We start from the raw sequence: 17,067 nt of genomic DNA on the forward strand, positions 1-17,067 counted from the left end.
CGCTGCGCGGCCCCAAGCATGGCGGCGCCAACGAGGTCGCGTTCGAGATCCAGAAGCGCTACGACAACCCCGATGAGGCCCAGGCAGATATCACCCGCCGCGTCGAGAACAAGGAAGTCGTGATCGGCTTCGGCCATCCGGTGTACACCATCAGCGACCCGCGCAACCAGGTGATCAAGGAAGTGGCGAGGAAGCTGTCGAAGGATGCCGGCTCGATGAAGATGTTCGATATCGCCGAGCGGCTGGAGACGGTGATGTGGGACATCAAGAAGATGTTCCCCAACCTGGACTGGTTCAGCGCGGTGAGCTACCACATGATGGGCGTGCCGACGGCGATGTTCACGCCGCTGTTCGTCATTGCGCGCACTTCCGGCTGGGCCGCCCATATCATCGAGCAACGCATCGACAACAAGATCATCCGCCCCAGCGCCAACTACACCGGCCCGGAGGACCTGAAGTTCGTGCCGATCAAGGATCGCAAGTAATACCGGCTGCCGGTTTGCTCCGCGTCGGGTTGCATTGATCCGAGCCTGCGGGCAAGGGGGTAGTTGGTCGCTGACACGGGACCACTACCCCTTTTTCATACCAATATTGATTCCCTACACCATGAATTCTGCAAACCGCAAACCGCTACCGGGCACCAAGCTGGATTACTTCGACGCGCGCGCCGCGGTCGAGGCCATCCAGCCGGGTGCCTACGACAAGCTGCCGTACACGTCGCGCGTGCTGGCAGAAAACCTGGTGCGCCGCTGCGACCCGGCCACGCTGACCGATTCGCTCAAGCAGCTGATCGAGCGCAAGCGCGAACTCGACTTCCCATGGTTCCCCGCGCGCGTGGTCTGCCATGACATCCTCGGTCAGACCGCGCTGGTGGACCTGGCCGGGCTGCGCGACGCCATCGCCGACCAGGGCGGCGATCCCGCCAAGGTCAACCCGGTGGTGCCGGTGCAGTTGATCGTCGACCACTCGCTGGCGGTGGAGTGCGGCGGCTTCGATCCTGATGCCTTCGCCAAGAACCGCGCCATCGAAGACCGCCGCAACGAAGACCGTTTCCATTTCATCGACTGGACCAAGAAGGCGTTCAAGAACGTCGATGTGATCCCGCCGGGCAACGGCATCATGCACCAGATCAACCTGGAGAAGATGTCGCCGGTGATCCACGCCGACCATGGCGTGGCCTACCCCGATACCTGCGTTGGCACCGACAGCCACACCCCGCACGTGGATGCGCTGGGCGTGATCGCCATCGGCGTGGGCGGCCTGGAAGCCGAGAACGTGATGCTCGGCCGCGCCTCGTGGATGCGCCTGCCGGATATCGTCGGCGTGGAGCTGACCGGCAAGCGCCAGCCCGGCATTACCGCTACCGACATCGTGCTGGCCCTGACCGAATTCCTGCGCAAGGAAAAAGTGGTCGGCGCCTACCTGGAATTCCGCGGCGAAGGCGCCTCGAGCCTGACACTCGGCGACCGCGCCACCATCTCCAACATGGCCCCGGAATACGGTGCCACCGCGGCGATGTTCTTTATCGACGAGCAGACCATCGACTACCTGCGCCTGACCGGCCGCACCGACGAGCAGCTCAAGCTGGTCGAGACCTATGCCAAGACCGCGGGCCTGTGGGCGGATTCGCTGAAGAACGCCGAATACGAGCGCGTGCTGAAGTTCGACCTGTCGAGCGTGGTGCGCAATATGGCCGGCCCGTCGAACCCGCACAAGCGACTGCCGACCTCCGCGCTGGCCGAGCGCGGCATCGCCGTGGACCTGGACAAGGCCCGCGCGCAGGAGGCCGAAGGCCTGATGCCGGACGGCGCCGTGATCATCGCCGCCATCACCAGCTGCACCAACACCAGCAACCCGCGCAACGTGATCGCCGCCGCGCTGCTGGCGCGCAACGCCAATGCGCGTGGCCTGACGCGCAAGCCGTGGGTCAAGTCGTCGCTGGCCCCGGGATCCAAGGCGGTCGAGCTGTACCTGGAAGACGCCAAGCTGCTGCCGGACCTGGAGAAGCTCGGCTTCGGCATCGTCGCCTTTGCCTGCACCACCTGCAACGGCATGTCGGGCGCGCTGGATCCCAAGATCCAGCAAGAGATCATCGACCGCGACCTGTACGCCACCGCCGTGCTGTCGGGCAACCGCAACTTCGACGGCCGCATCCACCCGTACGCCAAGCAGGCCTTCCTGGCCTCGCCGCCGCTGGTGGTCGCCTACGCCATCGCCGGCACCATCCGCTTCGACATCGAGAAGGACGTGCTGGGCACGGACCAGGACGGCAAGCCGGTGTACCTGAAGGACATCTGGCCGACCGACGAAGAGATCGACGCGATCGTCAAGCAGAGCGTGAAGCCCGAGCAGTTCCGCAAGGTCTACGAACCGATGTTCGCCCTGACCGCGGAAACCGGCGAGAGCGCCGCGCCGCTGTACGACTGGCGCCCGCAGAGCACCTATATCCGCCGCCCGCCGTACTGGGAAGGCGCGCTGGCCGGCGAGCGCACGCTGCAGGGCCTGCGTCCGCTGGCGGTGCTGGGCGACAACATCACCACCGACCACCTGTCGCCGTCCAACGCGATCCTGCTCGACAGCGCCGCGGGCGAATACCTGGCCAAGATGGGCCTGCCCGAAGAGGACTTCAACTCGTACGCGACCCACCGCGGCGACCACCTGACCGCGCAGCGCGCCACCTTTGCCAACCCGACGCTGATCAATGAAATGGCCGTGATCGATGGCCAGGTCAAGAAGGGTTCGCTGGCCCGCATCGAGCCGGAAGGCAAGGTCGTGCGCATGTGGGAAGCGATCGAGACCTACATGGACCGCAAGCAGCCGCTGATCATCATCGCCGGCGCGGACTATGGCCAGGGTTCGTCGCGCGACTGGGCCGCGAAGGGCGTGCGGCTGGCCGGCGTGGAAGTCATCGTTGCCGAGGGCTTCGAGCGCATCCACCGCACCAACCTGATCGGCATGGGCGTGCTGCCGCTGGAGTTCAAGGCGGGGGTGAACCGGCTGACGCTGGGGCTGGATGGCACTGAGACCTATGACGTAATCGGCGAACGCCAGCCGCGGGCGACGTTGACGCTGGTGGTCAATCGCAAGAATGGCGAGCGGGTGGAAGTGCCGGTGACGTGCCGTCTCGACAGCGATGAGGAAGTGTCGATTTACGAGGCTGGTGGCGTGCTGCAGCGGTTTGCGCAGGACTTTTTGGAGTCGACGAAGGCGGCGGCGTAAGGCTCTGTTTGCTCCCTCTCCCGCATGCGGGACAGGGGAGCGTTCACCAGGCGTTGCGGCATGCAATCAGCACATTGGCATACGACGCGCTGATCGCCACGCTCCCCAAGTGCACATTGCCGCCGCTCAAATTGATTCCTAAGCTGTGACAAGGCCCCCAAGCCTAACCCGGACATAGATTCCATGGCCCACGTACCCCAGATCAAAATCCCTGCCACCTACATCCGTGGCGGCACCAGCAAAGGTGTCTTCTTCCGCCTGCAGGACCTGCCCGAAACCGCGCAGGTGCCCGGCCCTGCCCGCGACGCGTTGCTGATGCGCGTGATCGGCAGCCCGGATCCGTATGGCAAGCAGATCGACGGCATGGGCGGTGCCACTTCCAGCACCAGCAAGACCGTGATCCTGTCGAAGAGCACGCGCCCTGACCACGACGTCGACTACCTGTTCGGCCAGGTTTCGATCGACCAGTCCTTTGTCGACTGGAGCGGCAACTGCGGCAACCTGTCCGCCGCGGTCGGCCCGTTCGCCATCAGCGCCGGCCTGGTCGACCCCAGCCGCATCCCGCAGAACGGCGTCGCCATCGTGCGTATCTGGCAGGCCAATATCGGCAAGACCATCATCGGCCACGTGCCCATCACCAACGGCGTAGTGCAGGAAACCGGTGATTTCGAGCTTGACGGCGTGACCTTCCCGGCCGCAGAAGTGCAGCTCGAGTTCATGGACCCGGCCGCCGAGGAAGAAGGCGCCGGCGGCGCGATGTTCCCCACCGGCAACGTGGTCGATGACCTGGAAGTGCCCGGCGTCGGCACGCTCAAGGCCACCATGATCAACGCCGGCATCCCGACCATCTTCGTCAATGCGCAGAGCATCGGCTACACCGGTACCGAGCTGCAGGACGCCATCAACAGCGACACCAAGGCGCTGGCGATGTTCGAAACCATCCGTGCCTACGGCGCGCTGCGCATGGGCCTGATCAAGGACGTGGACGAGGCCGCCAAGCGCCAGCACACGCCCAAGGTGGCCTTTGTGGCCCGACCGGTGGACTACGCCGCATCCAGCGGCAAGAAGGTGGCCGCGGCCGATGTCGACCTGCTGGTGCGCGCGCTGTCGATGGGCAAGCTGCACCACGCCATGATGGGCACGGCAGCGGTGGCAATCGGCACCGCCGCGGCGATCCCCGGCACGCTGGTCAACCTGGCCGCCGGCGGCGGCGAGCGCAATGCGGTGCGTTTCGGGCATCCGTCCGGCACGCTGCGCGTGGGCGCCGAGGCGCAGCAGGTGAATGGCGAATGGGTCGTCAAGAAAGCCATCATGAGCCGCAGCGCGCGCGTGCTGATGGAAGGCTGGGTGCGCGTGCCGGGCGACGCGTTCTGATCCATACCCCCTCGCGAGGCTGCTCATGTCTGCTACCGACACGCCGTCCGCCCCACGCCCCAATCCGGACCAGGTGCTGGTCGACATCGTCGACTATGTCACCGGCTACGAGATCAAGAGCGGCCTCGCCTACGATACCGCCCGCAACTGCCTGATCGACACGCTCGGTTGCGGGCTCGAAGCCCTGTCCTACCCGGCCTGCACCAAGCTGCTCGGCCCCATCGTCCCGGGCACCATCGTTCCTAACGGCGCGCGCGTCCCTGGCACCCAGTTCCAGCTCGATCCGGTCCAGGCCGCGTTCAATATCGGCACGACGATCCGCTGGCTGGATTTCAACGACACGTGGCTCGCGGCCGAATGGGGCCATCCCTCGGACAATCTCGGCGGCATCCTGGCCACCGCCGACTGGATCTCGCGCAACAACATCGCCGCCGGCCGCAAGCCGCTGATGATGAAGGCGGTGCTGACGGCGATGATCAAGGCACACGAGATCCAGGGCTGCATCGCGCTGGAGAACTCCTTCAACAAGGTCGGGCTCGACCATGTGGTGCTGGTCAAGGTGGCCTCTACCGCCGTGGTCGCGCAGATGCTGGGCCTGACGCGAGAGGAGATCATCAATGCGGTGTCGCTGGCATGGGTGGACGGCCAGAGCCTGCGCACCTACCGCCATGCGCCCAACACCGGCAGCCGCAAGAGCTGGGCCGCCGGCGACGCGACCAGCCGCGCCGTTCGCCTCGCCCTGATCGCACGCACCGGCGAGATGGGCTATCCGTCGGTGCTGACGGCCAAGAACTGGGGCTTCTATGATGTGCTGTTCAAGGGGCAGCCGTTCAGGTTCCAGCGGCCTTACGGCTCTTACGTGATGGAGAACATCCTGTTCAAGATCTCGTTCCCCGCCGAATTCCACGCGCAGACCGCGGTGGAGGCCGCCATGCGCCTGCACGTCACGCTGGCGTTGGCGGGACGCAGCGCCGCCGATATCGCCACGGTCACTATCCGCACCCACGAGGCGTGCCTGCGCATCATCGACAAGAAAGGCCCGCTCAGCAATCCCGCCGACCGCGACCACTGCATCCAGTACATGGTGGCGGTGCCACTGCTGTTCGGCCGCCTGACTGCCGCCGACTACGAGGACAACGTCGCGGCCGACCCGCGCATCGACGTGCTGCGCGACAAGATCGGCTGCGTCGAAGATCCGGCGCTGACGCACGATTACCATGATCCCGACAAGCGTTCGATCGCCAACGCGCTGACGGTGACGCTGAACGACGGCACCGTGCTCGACGAGGTGCTGGTCGAATACCCGCTCGGCCACAAGCGCCGCCGCGCCGAAGGCATTCCGCTGCTGGTGGAAAAATTCCGCACAAACCTCGCACGACGCTTCCCGCCGAGGCAGCAGGCAGCCATCCTTGCCGTATCGCTGGACCAGGCCAGGCTGGAAAGTACCGCGGTCAATGAGTATCTCGACATGTATGCAATTTGAGTTATCAGCCTGGCGACTATATGCAAAATCGGCATAACCCTTCCACCTAGCCTCCCGCGCCAAATTCTCCTCACGTATAGTCTCTGCCGCTGCCCGTCAGACCCTGAAATACAGGGCGATGGGCAAGCAGCCATGGACTGAACACAGACGACACCGTTCCACCCAAAAGGTATGTCGTGTCGCTCCTATACGTGCCTACACGTTCGTATATATACCCGAGGAGAATCATGAAACATTTCGCCCGCGTCACCACGCTGGCCGCCGCCCTGCTGTCGGCGAGCCTCATCACCGGCACCGCGCACGCGCAACTGGCACCCGCCCCGGCAATCGCGACGGCCACCGCCCAGGCCCCGGCCGAAGCCCGCAAGGCCAATATCGTCATCATCGGTACCGGTGGCACCATTGCCGGCGCCGGCGCGTCGGCGATCAACACCGCGGCCTACCAGTCCGCCGTGGTACCGGTCGACAAGATCATCGCCTCGGTGCCCGAGATCTCGAAGGTCGCCAACGTCAAGGGCGAACAGATTTTCCAGATCGGCTCGGAAAGCTTTAACAACGAACGTCTGCTGAAGCTGGGCAAGCGCGTGTCGGAAGTGCTCAAGCAGCCGGACGTAGACGGCATCGTCATCACGCACGGCACCGACACCATCGAAGAAACCGCCTACTTCCTGAACCTGACGCTCAAGAGCGACAAGCCGGTGGTCGTGGTGGGCTCGATGCGCCCCGGCACCGCGCTGGGCGCCGACGGCGCGCTGAACCTGTACGACGCCGTGCTGGTCGCTTCGAACCCGGCCTCCAAGGGCAAGGGCACGCTGGTGGTGCTGAACGACGAAATCCACACCGGCCGCGACGTCACCAAGAGCAATACCTTCAAGGCCGAAACCTTCCGTTCGCCGTTCGGCCCGCTGGGCTACGTGGTGGAAGGCCGTTCGCAGTACTACCGCCTGCCGGCGCGCCCGCACACCCTGCAGACCGAGTGGGACATCGACAAGATCGACAAGCTGCCGGAAGTGGCCGTGATCTATGCCTATGGCAACGTCAACCCGGCCAGCATCGATGCTGCGGTGAAGAGCGGCGCCAAGGGCATCATCTACGCCGCCACCGGCAACGGCAGCGTCGGCGACTACATGGTCGAGCCGCTCAAGGCCGCGCGCGGCAAGGGCGTGCAGATCGTGCGCGCCTCGCGCACCGGCAGCGGCGTGGTGGTCCGCAATGCCGAGCAGCCGGACGACAAGTACGACTGGATCGTCACCGACGACCAGCTGCCGCAGAAGGCGCGCATCCTGATGGCGCTGGGGCTGACCAAGACCAACGATCCGAAGGCGCTGCAGCAGATCTTCTGGAAGTATTGAGCCGCGCATAAGACCGGTACGGCGCGCGCGCCGTCGCGATGCGCCGGACCGCAAACAGGCAATCAGAAGCCATCGGATTACGGCAGTCGTCAGGCCGCGACCCGAGGGATCTTACGGCCCTGCGGCTCCGGTTCGGGGCCGTGGCGGCATCGACTTCTTTCCCATCCCGTCCGCCTCCATCTTGAAGGCAGCACGCGCCAGGACACTGGCGCGCTCGGTTGTGTCCGAGCACTTCTGGCGGTTAATTGCGTTATTGGAAAACGGGCGCCGGTCTCCTTCTTCGCACGTCCGGACAAGTGCTGCTCATCAATCCCTTGGCCACCATCGGACAGGGCTTCTGCAAAGTTGGGAGGCGATTTTGGACTAAGCGCCATTTCTTTGAGGAGCTTGTTGACGCACCTTTGCACACTAATACACACCCATCATTGAAATTCGGGAATTGATGTGTAAAACTACACATCAGCCCGAGTGCGCTCTTCGAAATTGATCCAAATGCTCGAACAAGATGGCTGGAAGCTCGTCCGTATTACGCGCAGTCACCACCATTTCAAGCACCCCGAAAAACGGGGATTGGTAACGGTCCCTCACCCTAAACAAGACCTGCCCACCGGAACACTTCGGAGCATTCTAAGAGCGGCGGGCATGCGTTAAATCATCGCTCTTTCGACACACGACGCCATGCAGAAGGACTCAATCGAATTTCCCATCGCTATCCACAAGGAGCCGGGGACCGTTTACGGCGTAACTGTCCCGGATATTCCCGGCTGCCACTCCTGGGGCGAATCCATCGAGGACGCCATCCGCAACGCCAAGGAGGCCATCAGCGGCCATATTGCTACGCTGGCCGAGCTCGGTGAGCAAGTGAACATCACATGCTCAAGAATCGACGATCTTGTTGCGAAGGAGGAATACGCGGGTGCCATCTGGGCGCTGGCCGACGTGGACGTGAGCAGGCTGGACACGCGACCGGAGCGTATCAATGTCAGCCTTCCGCGTTTCGTCCTGCGCCAGATCGATATGTACGTCGAGAAGCGCCATGAAACGCGAAGCGGCTTTCTTGCCCGCGCGGCCCTGGCCGCCCTCGCGCAAGAGCGCTAGCGGCATCTGCGCCCCCGAGCCTTTCCATCGCAGGAAGCATGGCTGGAGCGAGGCCCCGCCTCACCCCGTATAATGTCCCCCCGTTTCACCTGGCCCCAACTCACCACCATGCCGCAGCTTCCCGAGTCCGTCCCGCTCCGCCCTGAACCGGACACCGGCACCACGGATTCCACGCTGTCCGCGCGCCCGGACAGTCCCTGCATCGGCATCTGCTCGACCCTGTTCGATGAAATCTGCCAGGGTTGCGGCCGCACCGCGGCCGAGGTGAGCAACTGGGTGTTCTTCAGCGATGAGGAAAAGCAGGCAATCTGGGCGCGCATCACGCGCGAAGGTACCGCCCGGCGTTTCCAGACGGACTGACGCGCCCCCGTTGGCGCCCGCTTTGCGCCAGGCGCTCAACCGCCCGCGAGGCGCCGTTCCATGTCTTCGACTTCGCGCCGCTCCAGGCGCTGCCGCGCGAGCTTGCGCCAGCTCTCCGCCAGCGGCGGCAGTGCCGCCATGTCTGCGAGCGCGGCGTAGTCGAGCCGGTCGACATAAAGCACCTGCAGCAGCCGCTGCAGGGACCATTGCGGGTATGGGCGTGTCACCAGTTCCAGCGTGTCGCCCGCCGCGACGTCGCCCTCTGCCAGCACCCGGTAGTACCAGCCGGTGCGCAGGCTCTGCTGCACCGCGCGCGACATGCCGGCGTGGCCGAAACGATGATTGAGCTTCCAGCATGGCTGCCGTGCCTGCGAGACCTCGACCAGCGCGCTGCCCAGCCGGAAGCGGTCGCCGATGCAAACGTCGGCTTCGGTCAGGCCGGTCGTGCTCAGGTTTTCGCCGAAGGCGCCGGGCCGGTTCAGTACCTCGATCCCTTCGGCACTGTGCGGGCCTAGCTCAGCGCGCCACGCCGGATAGTGATCGAAGGCGTAGTGGTGCAGCGCCTTTTCCGGGCCGCCGTGGTGCCGCGGATCGCCCTGCCCGTCGCCGGCCAGCCCCAGCGTGGTCACGCGCACCCGTTCCTTCGTCGCGGCCTTGGCGATGCCGCTGGGCACCCCCTTGGGCCCGAACGGGCGTACCTGGCCGGTCAGCACGCTGCCGAGCACGGCGCGCACGGCGGATACCGCATCGCTCATAGCCCGACATCCTCCAGCCAGCGCGCAAACATGCGCTCGCCGGCGGCCGCCACCCTGGCGCCGACCTCGGCGGTACGCGCACGGATGGTGCGCGGATCGATCCCCGCCTTGCCGAGCTCGACGGTATGGCCGATCAGCCAGGCCTCGATATCGCGCGGCATCACCTCGGGATGGAATTGCAGCGCGAGCGCCTGGTCGCCGATGGTGTAGGCCTGGTTCTGTACCGCGGCGGTGGAGGCCAGCAGTTGGGCGCCGGGCGGCAGCTCGAAGGTATCGCCATGCCAGTGCAGCACCTCCCAGTTGGCAGCGGCCAGTTCGGCCAGTGCGGAATCCTGTCCTGCCGGCGTCGGTGTGATCGGCGCCCAGCCGATTTCGCGGGTGCCCGGGTAGACGCGCGCGCCGGCGGCGCGCGCGATCAGCTGCGCGCCCAGGCAAACCCCGATCATCTTGCCGCCACTGGCGAGGCGCTGGCGGATCAGTGCGAGCTCGGCCTCCAGCCACGGATAGGCGTCGGTCTCGTAGACGCCGATCGGGCCGCCAAGGATCAGCAGCAGGTCGGCAGGATTTTCGGAAATGGGAGTCAGGTCATCGACGCCGGCCTGGAATACCTGCAGCGCATGGCCGCGTGCGCGCAACGCGTTGCCGCTCACGCCCGCATGCTCGAATGCGACGTGCTGGATCACATGGGTGGTACGGGTGGCCATCGAAGACTCCTGCCGGTCGAGAGGGTCCTCATGGTAGCTTCAATTTGCGCGCGTTGCGCAAGACCACGGCACGATATCGCCTATTTGCGAATATTCCCGGCACGCCATGCCCTACCCGCGTTATTTCGCCGCAGCAGCGGGCGCCAGTACCAGCATGTCAGGCACTGAGGACACTGGCGGAATGGTCACGTACTCGACCGCCGCCCATTTGGCGGTCCAGTCGCGGTAGCGTGGCAGCAGCGCGTTGCCGGACTGTCCGGTCGAGTCCATGAAGCGCGACGCCTCCAGGTTGGCCAGGTCATAGAGCGCTCGCACGCTGGCCGCATGGGTGTTCTCGAACGGCGCCTTGTCGTCGCGCAGGTTGTGGCGGCCGACGTTGACGGTATAGGTATCGCCGCCGGTAGGCACGCGCAGGTTGAACAGTGGCGACAGGTAAGAGATCTTGCCAAACGGCTTGTGCTCGGCGCGCGCCGCATGCGCCTCGCCCCAATGCCAGCGCGAAGGGTTGTCGCCATAGCGGCGCGACAGGTCCGTCATGGCCGCGGTCCAGGCATCGGCGATGGCGTCGTCACAGCTTTCCGCCGGGCGCGTATGCGGACGATCGCACCAGAACGCGCCAAGCTTGCGCGGATCGCGCAGGATATTGAGCATGGGCTGCTGCACGTTGCGGTGCTCCCACATGCGCCCAAAGATCGGCTCGCCCACCTTTTCTTCGAACAGCCGGCGCGACAGCTCGCGCAGCCACGCGGTGACGACGAGCGGCTCGGCCCGGTCCATGTCCATGGTGCCGTCCCATTTGCGCAGCGCTTCCAGCAGCGCGCGTTCGCGCTCCGGCCGCGCGCCATCCCTGCTGACAGGTGCGGCCAGCAGCAGCGGCAAGGCGTCGCGCACGGCCAGCGACACCACGTCCTTCTGGATCGCGGCAAAGCTGTCGAGCGTGTGCTTGGGCGTAGCCGCCAGCAGTGCGTGGATCCGCTCGAAGCGGTACGGCACCGCCCATTCACTGGTGATGAAATACGGATAGTCCGGCCCGACGATGCGCTGGTTGGCCGTCACGATCACGCCGTCCGCGGGGTTGTAGCGGTGCGGCAGCGCCTCGAACGGGATAAAGCCGGTCCAGTCGTAGCGCGCATCCCAGCCCGGCGCGGGGGCCAGGCCCTTGAGGTCGTTATCGGCGCGGCGCAGCGGCACGCGTCCGGGCGCGTAGAAGCCGATATTGCCGTCGACATCGGCATAGACGATGTTCTGCTGCGGCGAGTGGAAGTCGCGCAGCGCCGCGGTGAAGCTGGCCCAGTCATGCGCCTCGTTCATCTTCAGCCCGGCCTGGAAGGTGCGATCGTCCGCACGCAGCGCGGTCCACTGGAACGCCACCACGTATTGCGCGCCGAAAGGGCCGGCGGCGCTGGCCACCGACTCCGACACATCGGAAATCACAGGCCCGTGGCGCGTTGCCCGGACTTTCAGCGTCACGTCGGGCGCGCCCTTGACGCGGATAGTTTCGGTGCGGGTCTCGAACGCGGCCCAGCCATTGGGGGTCTGGTACTGGGTGTCGTTGCCGGGCCGCAGCCGTTCGATATACAGGTCCTGTACATCGGGCGCGGTATTGGTCAAACCCCACGCGATGCGCGCGTTATGCCCGAGCACCACCAACGGCAGGCCCGGCAGCGTGGCACCTGCCACGTCGAGCCCGGGCGCCGTCATGCGCGCGAAGTACCACAGCGCTGGCGCCTGCAGCCCCAGGTGCGGGTCGTTGGCCAGCAACGGCTTGCCCGATTGCGTATGCGCGCCGGATACGACCCAGTTGTTCGAGCCCATGCCCTCGATATAACCTGGCGGCGCCTTGTCGCCGACGCTGGCCATGGCGTTGGCCAGCGGCGCGAGCTGCTGGTAGAGATGGCCGTAGTCCATCGTGCGTACCGGCTGCTCACCGGGATACGGCGCCAGCAGTTCGCTGATACGGGCCACCGGCAGCACCTGCGCCAGGCGCATGCGCAGCGTTTCCTGGGTCCAGTTGCTGCCCAGGTCCCAGGCCATCATGGTCTGCCAGCCCAGGGTATCGGCCGGCTCCCAGTGTTCGGGCTCGGTGCGCAGCAGCAGGAATTCGGGCGGCAGCGGCCCCTTGCGATGGTCGATCCAGGCATTGACGCCGTCGGCATAGGCCTGCAACGCGGCGCGGGTCTCGGGCGGGCTCTGCGCGAGGATGGCTTCGGCGTTGCGCCGCACGCCCAGCGTGCGCAGGAACTTGTCGTTATCGATCGCGGACGGGCCCAGGATCTCGGCCAGCCGGCCGGCCACGACGCGCTTGTTCATCTGCATCTGCCACAGCCGGTCCTGCGCATGCACGTAGCCCAGCGCAAACCAGGCGTCCGCCTTGCTGGCGGCGCGGATATGCGGCACGCCGTTGCCATCGCGCACGATGGTGACCTTGTCATGCAGGCCCGGCAGCGCCACCGTGCCCGCCGCCGGCGGCTGCGCCGCGTGGCGGTACCAGCCCAGCGTAGCCGCGGCACCGGCCAGCGCCACCACCAGCAGTACCATCAAAATCCTGGCCAGCCGACCGAACCAGCGCATCGTTGCTCCCCTCTATCCCTGTCGTTGTATTGTCAGAACTGCTCTCGCCGCGATTATCCACATGAAAAAATGCCCGGACCAGCCGGGCATTTCCCCTGTTGCGCAGGCGCGCCCGGCTTCAGGCCGCCGGCTTCTTGAGCTGCAGCGCCTTGTACTCCAGGAATTCCTCCAGCCCGTACTTGCCCGCCTCGCGCCCGTTGCCGGACTGCTTGTAGCCGCCGAACGGCGCCTGCATATTGAACGGGCCGCCGTTGATATCGACCTGGCCGGTGCGGATGCGCCGCGCGACGCGGATCGCCCGCGCCTCATCGCCGGACCAGACACCGCCGCCCAGGCCGTAGATGCTGTCGTTGGCGATGCGCACCGCGTCTTCCTCGGTGTCATAGCAGATGATCGACAGCACCGGCCCGAAGATCTCTTCCTGCGCCACAGTGGCGCGCGGCTCGACATTGCCCAGCACGGTCGGCTTGACGAAGAAGCCCTTGTCCAGCCCTTCGGGCGTTTCCGGGCCGCCGGCCACGAGTTCGGCGCCCTCTTCCAGGCCGCGGCGGATATAGCCGGTGACGCGGTCCTTCTGCACTGCCGAAATCAGCGGGCCCAGCTTGCTGGTTTCCTGCAGCGGATCGCCCACGGTAAAGCCCTCGACGATCTTCTGCGCGATCGCCTTCACTTCCTCGTAGCGGGCGCGCGGCACCAGCATGCGGGTATGCGCCGAGCAGGTCTGGCCGGAGTTCAGGAAGCAGGCATTGATGGTGCCCTTGACCGCCGACGGCAGGTCGGCATCGTCCAGGATCACTGAGGCCGACTTGCCGCCCAGTTCCAGCGCCACGCGCTTGACCGTCTGCGCCGCCAGCTCGGACACGCGCTTGCCGGCGCGGGTGGAGCCGGTGAACGAGACCATGTCAACTTCCGGGTGGCTGGCCAGCACCTCGCCCACCACCGGGCCGTAGCCCGTCACCAGGTTGAACACGCCCGGCGGCAGGCCGGCGGCCTCGATCACCTCGGCCAGCACGAAGGCATTGAGCGGCGCCACTTCCGACGGCTTGAGCACCACGGTGCAGCCGGCGGCGAGCGCGGGTGCAACCTTCAGCGTGATCTGGTTGAGGGGGTAGTTCCACGGCGTGATCGCCGCCACCACGCCTACCGGCTCGCGCAGCACCAGCGAGTTGCCGACCTCTTCTTCGAAGCGGAACCCGTCCAGCAGCTTTGCGGCCTGGCCCCAGTTGTAGACCGGCCCGCCTACCTGGATCGCGCGCGCCAGCTTGATCGGCATGCCGACTTCGCCGGCGATGAGCTGGGCCAGCTCTTCGCTGCGGTCCTTGAGCCCTTCGGCAATCTTGACGATATAAGCGGCGCGCTCCGCGGGCGGCGTATTTGACCAGCCGTCGAAGGCGGCGCGGGCAGCCTGGATGGCGTCCTCGGCGTCGCGCGGCGAGCCTTCGGGGATGGTGCCCATCACCGCTTCGGTGGCGGAGTGAATGACGTCGATCTTGCCGTTACCGTGCGGCGCGACCCACTTGCCGTTAATAAAGAGTTTGTCTCGTTGTTGCATGGCCACAGTTCTCGGTTTGGTGCTGGGTTTGGTGAAATGGCAATTGCAATTTTTTGTTACTTTTATGGTGCACGCACATTGTAGAGCGGAATCAGGACAACGATTTCCGCGGCGCCGGCGCGACGGGCCCCGGCGCCGCATACCGCACTCAAAAAGATGGCGATAATCGGCCGCTTTGCCTGACGAAGCGCCGACCGGATCGCGCGCCAAGGCGGCCGGACATAACAAGGGGGAGCAAGACATGGTCGATCCGATCTACCGCAAGACGGAGGCGGGGCAGGACGAGATCAGGACACGCGCGCGCAAGCTGGACCACAAGCTGCGCGCGCTGCTGCTGATGGTCAATGGCGAGCGTCGCGGGCAGGAACTGCTGGCACAGGTGGCGGGCATGGGAGTGGGCGCGGAAGCGATGGATACGCTGGTGGCGCAAGGACTGGTGGAGCCGGTGCCGCAGACGTCACAGCCTTCCCCGGCCACTTCGCCCGCTCCGCAAACGCCGGCCCGACAGCCGGCAGCCGCGACAGATACCAATTTATTTTCGGTATACGCGATGCGGCATGCGCCGCCAGATGCCAATGCCGGTACCGCGGCCGCCTCAGCCCCAGGACAGCACTCGACCACGGACATCGAGGCCTTCCAGCGGCTCTACCACTTCTACACCGACGTCATCGGCCAGCACCTCGGCCTGCGCGGCTACATGCTGCAGGTGAAAGTCGAAAAGGCCGCCGACCTGCCCGCGCTGTTGGCGTTGCGCGATCCATTGCACGCGGCATTGCTCAAGGCCAAGGGCGAAATCACGGCGCACGCCATCGTTGAGCAGCTCGACCAGATCGCCCCCGGGGTCACCGCCGGCTGACATCGCGCAGCACCGGCCGCACCAAAGCAAAAGGCCGCCCGAAGGCGGCCTTTTGCTGTCACGGCAGCGCGTGCGCTCAGCCGTCGATCCCCTGCGACTGCAGGTACTCGTCATACGTACCCAGGTAGTCGGTCAGCGTACCGTCGGTACGGATTTCGATCACGCGCGTAGCCAGCCCGCTGACGAACTCACGGTCATGCGAGACAAAGATCAGCGTGCCCGGGAACTTGTCCAGCGCCACCTGCAGCGACTCGATCGACTCCATGTCCATGTGGTTGGTCGGCTCGTCCATTGCCAGCACGTTATGGCGGCCCAGCATCAGCTTGCCCCAGATCATGCGGCCCTTCTCGCCGCCGGACAGCACCTTGACCGACTTCTTGATGTCGTCGGCCGAGAACAGCAGCCGGCCCAGCGTGCCGCGCAGCGAAGTCTCGTCGTCGCCGGCCTGCGTCCACTGGCTCATCCAGTCCATCACGTTGCGGTCTTCCGGGAATTCCTCGTACGTGTCCTGCGGCATGTAGCCCACGTTGGCGTTCTCGGCCCACCGGATCGCGCCGCGGTCAACTTCCACGCCGCGCTGCACGCCGGTCTGCACCGCGCCGTTGAGCAGGCTGCGCAGCAGCGTGGTCTTGCCCGCGCCGTTCTCGCCGATGATGGCGACGCGCTCGCCGGCCTGGATCGACAGCGTGAGGTTGTCGATGATCTTGCGGTCGTAGGTCTTGGTGACGCCTTCGGCCTCAACCGCCAGGTTGTGCAGCTTCTTCTCGAACTCGAAGCGGATAAACGGGTTCTGGCGCGACGACGGCTTGATGTCCTCGACCTTGATCTTCTCGATCTGCTTCGCGCGCGAGGTGGCCTGGCGTGCCTTGGACTTGTTGGCCGAGAAGCGGCGCACGAAGTCCTGCAGCTCGCTGATGCGCTCCTTGGCGCGCGCGTTGGCGGCCATCTGGCGCTCGCGGGCCTGCATCGACGCTTCCATGTAGTCGTCGTAGTTGCCCGGGTAGACCTTGAGCGTGCCGTAGTCCATATCGGCCATGTGGGTGCAGACCGAGTTCAGGAAGTGGCGATCGTGGGAGATGATGATCATGGTGGAGTTGCGCTCGTTGAGCACGGTCTCCAGCCAGCGGATCGTGTTGATGTCCAGGTTGTTGGTCGGCTCATCCAGCAGCAGCACGTCCGGGTTCGAGAACAGTGCCTGCGCCAGCAGCACGCGCAGCTTCCAGCCGGGGGCAACGTCGCTCATCGTGCCCTGATGCTGGGTGGTGGGGATGCCCACACCCAGCAGCAGTTCGCCGGCGCGCGACTCGGCGGTGTAGCCGTCGTATTCGGCGTACTTGGCCTCCAGCTCGGCGGCCTTCATGTAGTCTTCGTCGGTCGCTTCCGGGTTGGCGTAGATGGCGTCGCGCTCCTGCGCGGCGGCCCACATCTCGGTGTGGCCCATCATCACCACGTCCAGCACGCGCATGTCTTCATAGGCGAACTGGTCCTGGCGCAGCTTGCCCAGGCGGATGCCCGGCTCCAGCATGACGTTGCCCGACGACGGTTCGAGGTCGCCGCCCAGGATCTTCATGAAGGTGGACTTGCCGCAGCCGTTCGCGCCGATCAGGCCGTAGCGGTTGCCCTCGCCGAACTTGACCGAGATATTCTCGAACAACGGCTTGGGGCCGAACTGCATGGTGATGTTTGCGGTAGAAAGCACGTCTGGAACCTTGTCTGGAGATTGTGGCGCCGCGTTGGCCGCGA

Annotated in this window: 14 protein-coding genes; 9 read left to right on the forward strand and 5 right to left on the reverse strand. The window is 65.5% G+C overall.

The features are described 5' to 3' along the window. From AB1I47_RS02535 to AB1I47_RS02570, 8 genes are all read left to right on the forward strand, one after another. Window positions 1-485: citrate/2-methylcitrate synthase (locus AB1I47_RS02535; RefSeq protein WP_354682210.1), on the forward strand; the 485-nt coding region annotated here is incomplete at its 5' end. Window positions 486-606: 121 nt separating this feature from the next. After that, complete coding sequence (acnD, locus tag AB1I47_RS02540) at window positions 607-3,219, forward strand: Fe/S-dependent 2-methylisocitrate dehydratase AcnD (protein WP_354682211.1); 2,613 nt, start codon at window positions 607-609, stop codon at window positions 3,217-3,219. 183 nt (window positions 3,220-3,402) lie between these two features. Continuing rightward, entirely contained in the window at window positions 3,403-4,593 is a 1,191-nt protein-coding gene (prpF, locus tag AB1I47_RS02545; protein WP_354682212.1) for a 2-methylaconitate cis-trans isomerase PrpF, read from the forward strand. Window positions 4,594-4,618: 25 nt separating this feature from the next. After that, window positions 4,619-6,076, forward strand: a complete 1,458-nt coding sequence (locus tag AB1I47_RS02550) for a bifunctional 2-methylcitrate dehydratase/aconitate hydratase (RefSeq protein ID WP_354682213.1) — start codon at window positions 4,619-4,621, stop codon at window positions 6,074-6,076. A 227-nt stretch (window positions 6,077-6,303) separates the two neighbouring features. After that, window positions 6,304-7,428, forward strand: a complete 1,125-nt coding sequence (locus AB1I47_RS02555; RefSeq protein ID WP_354682214.1) for an asparaginase — start codon at window positions 6,304-6,306, stop codon at window positions 7,426-7,428. A gap of 468 nt (window positions 7,429-7,896) precedes the next feature. After that, window positions 7,897-8,079, forward strand: a complete 183-nt coding sequence (locus AB1I47_RS02560) for a type II toxin-antitoxin system HicA family toxin (RefSeq protein ID WP_354682215.1) — start codon at window positions 7,897-7,899, stop codon at window positions 8,077-8,079. A 42-nt stretch (window positions 8,080-8,121) separates the two neighbouring features. Next, window positions 8,122-8,526 (forward strand): type II toxin-antitoxin system HicB family antitoxin, encoded by a 405-nt coding sequence (locus AB1I47_RS02565; protein WP_354682377.1) that lies wholly within the window; start codon window positions 8,122-8,124, stop codon window positions 8,524-8,526. Between the two features lie 108 nt (window positions 8,527-8,634). Then, window positions 8,635-8,886: a DUF1289 domain-containing protein gene (locus AB1I47_RS02570; protein ID WP_354682216.1), complete on the forward strand. Its 252-nt coding sequence runs from the start codon at window positions 8,635-8,637 to the stop codon at window positions 8,884-8,886. 35 nt (window positions 8,887-8,921) lie between these two features. On the opposite strand, the gene AB1I47_RS02575 is transcribed toward AB1I47_RS02570, so the two are convergent. The 4 genes from AB1I47_RS02575 to AB1I47_RS02590 form a co-directional block, all read right to left on the reverse strand. Continuing rightward, window positions 8,922-9,641: an MOSC domain-containing protein gene (locus AB1I47_RS02575; protein ID WP_354682217.1), complete on the reverse strand. Its 720-nt coding sequence runs from the start codon at window positions 9,639-9,641 to the stop codon at window positions 8,922-8,924. Then, window positions 9,638-10,345 carry a glutamine amidotransferase gene (locus AB1I47_RS02580; protein WP_354682218.1) on the reverse strand — a complete coding sequence of 236 codons (708 nt, stop codon included), beginning with the start codon at window positions 10,343-10,345 and terminating at the stop codon, window positions 9,638-9,640. The genes AB1I47_RS02575 and AB1I47_RS02580 overlap by 4 nt, the downstream gene beginning before the upstream one ends. A gap of 120 nt (window positions 10,346-10,465) precedes the next feature. Continuing rightward, the gene (locus AB1I47_RS02585) at window positions 10,466-12,916 is read right to left on the reverse strand and encodes a penicillin acylase family protein (RefSeq protein ID WP_354682219.1); all 2,451 of its coding nucleotides are present in this window, start codon (window positions 12,914-12,916) and stop codon (window positions 10,466-10,468) included. A 118-nt stretch (window positions 12,917-13,034) separates the two neighbouring features. After that, window positions 13,035-14,468 carry an aldehyde dehydrogenase family protein gene (locus tag AB1I47_RS02590; protein ID WP_354682220.1) on the reverse strand — a complete coding sequence of 478 codons (1,434 nt, stop codon included), beginning with the start codon at window positions 14,466-14,468 and terminating at the stop codon, window positions 13,035-13,037. A gap of 241 nt (window positions 14,469-14,709) precedes the next feature. On the opposite strand from AB1I47_RS02590, the gene AB1I47_RS02595 reads away from it, so the two are divergent. After that, on the forward strand, window positions 14,710-15,324 hold the full coding sequence (locus AB1I47_RS02595; protein ID WP_354682221.1) for a hypothetical protein: 615 nt from the start codon (window positions 14,710-14,712) through the stop codon (window positions 15,322-15,324). 76 nt (window positions 15,325-15,400) lie between these two features. On the opposite strand, the gene AB1I47_RS02600 is transcribed toward AB1I47_RS02595, so the two are convergent. Then, on the reverse strand, window positions 15,401-17,023 hold the full coding sequence (locus AB1I47_RS02600; protein ID WP_354682222.1) for an ABC-F family ATPase: 1,623 nt from the start codon (window positions 17,021-17,023) through the stop codon (window positions 15,401-15,403). Between the last annotated feature and the right edge of the window lie 44 nt (window positions 17,024-17,067).

Origin of the sequence: Cupriavidus necator (assembly GCF_040578825.1) — a bacterium.
Taxonomy (GTDB): domain Bacteria; phylum Pseudomonadota; class Gammaproteobacteria; order Burkholderiales; family Burkholderiaceae; genus Cupriavidus; species Cupriavidus necator_E.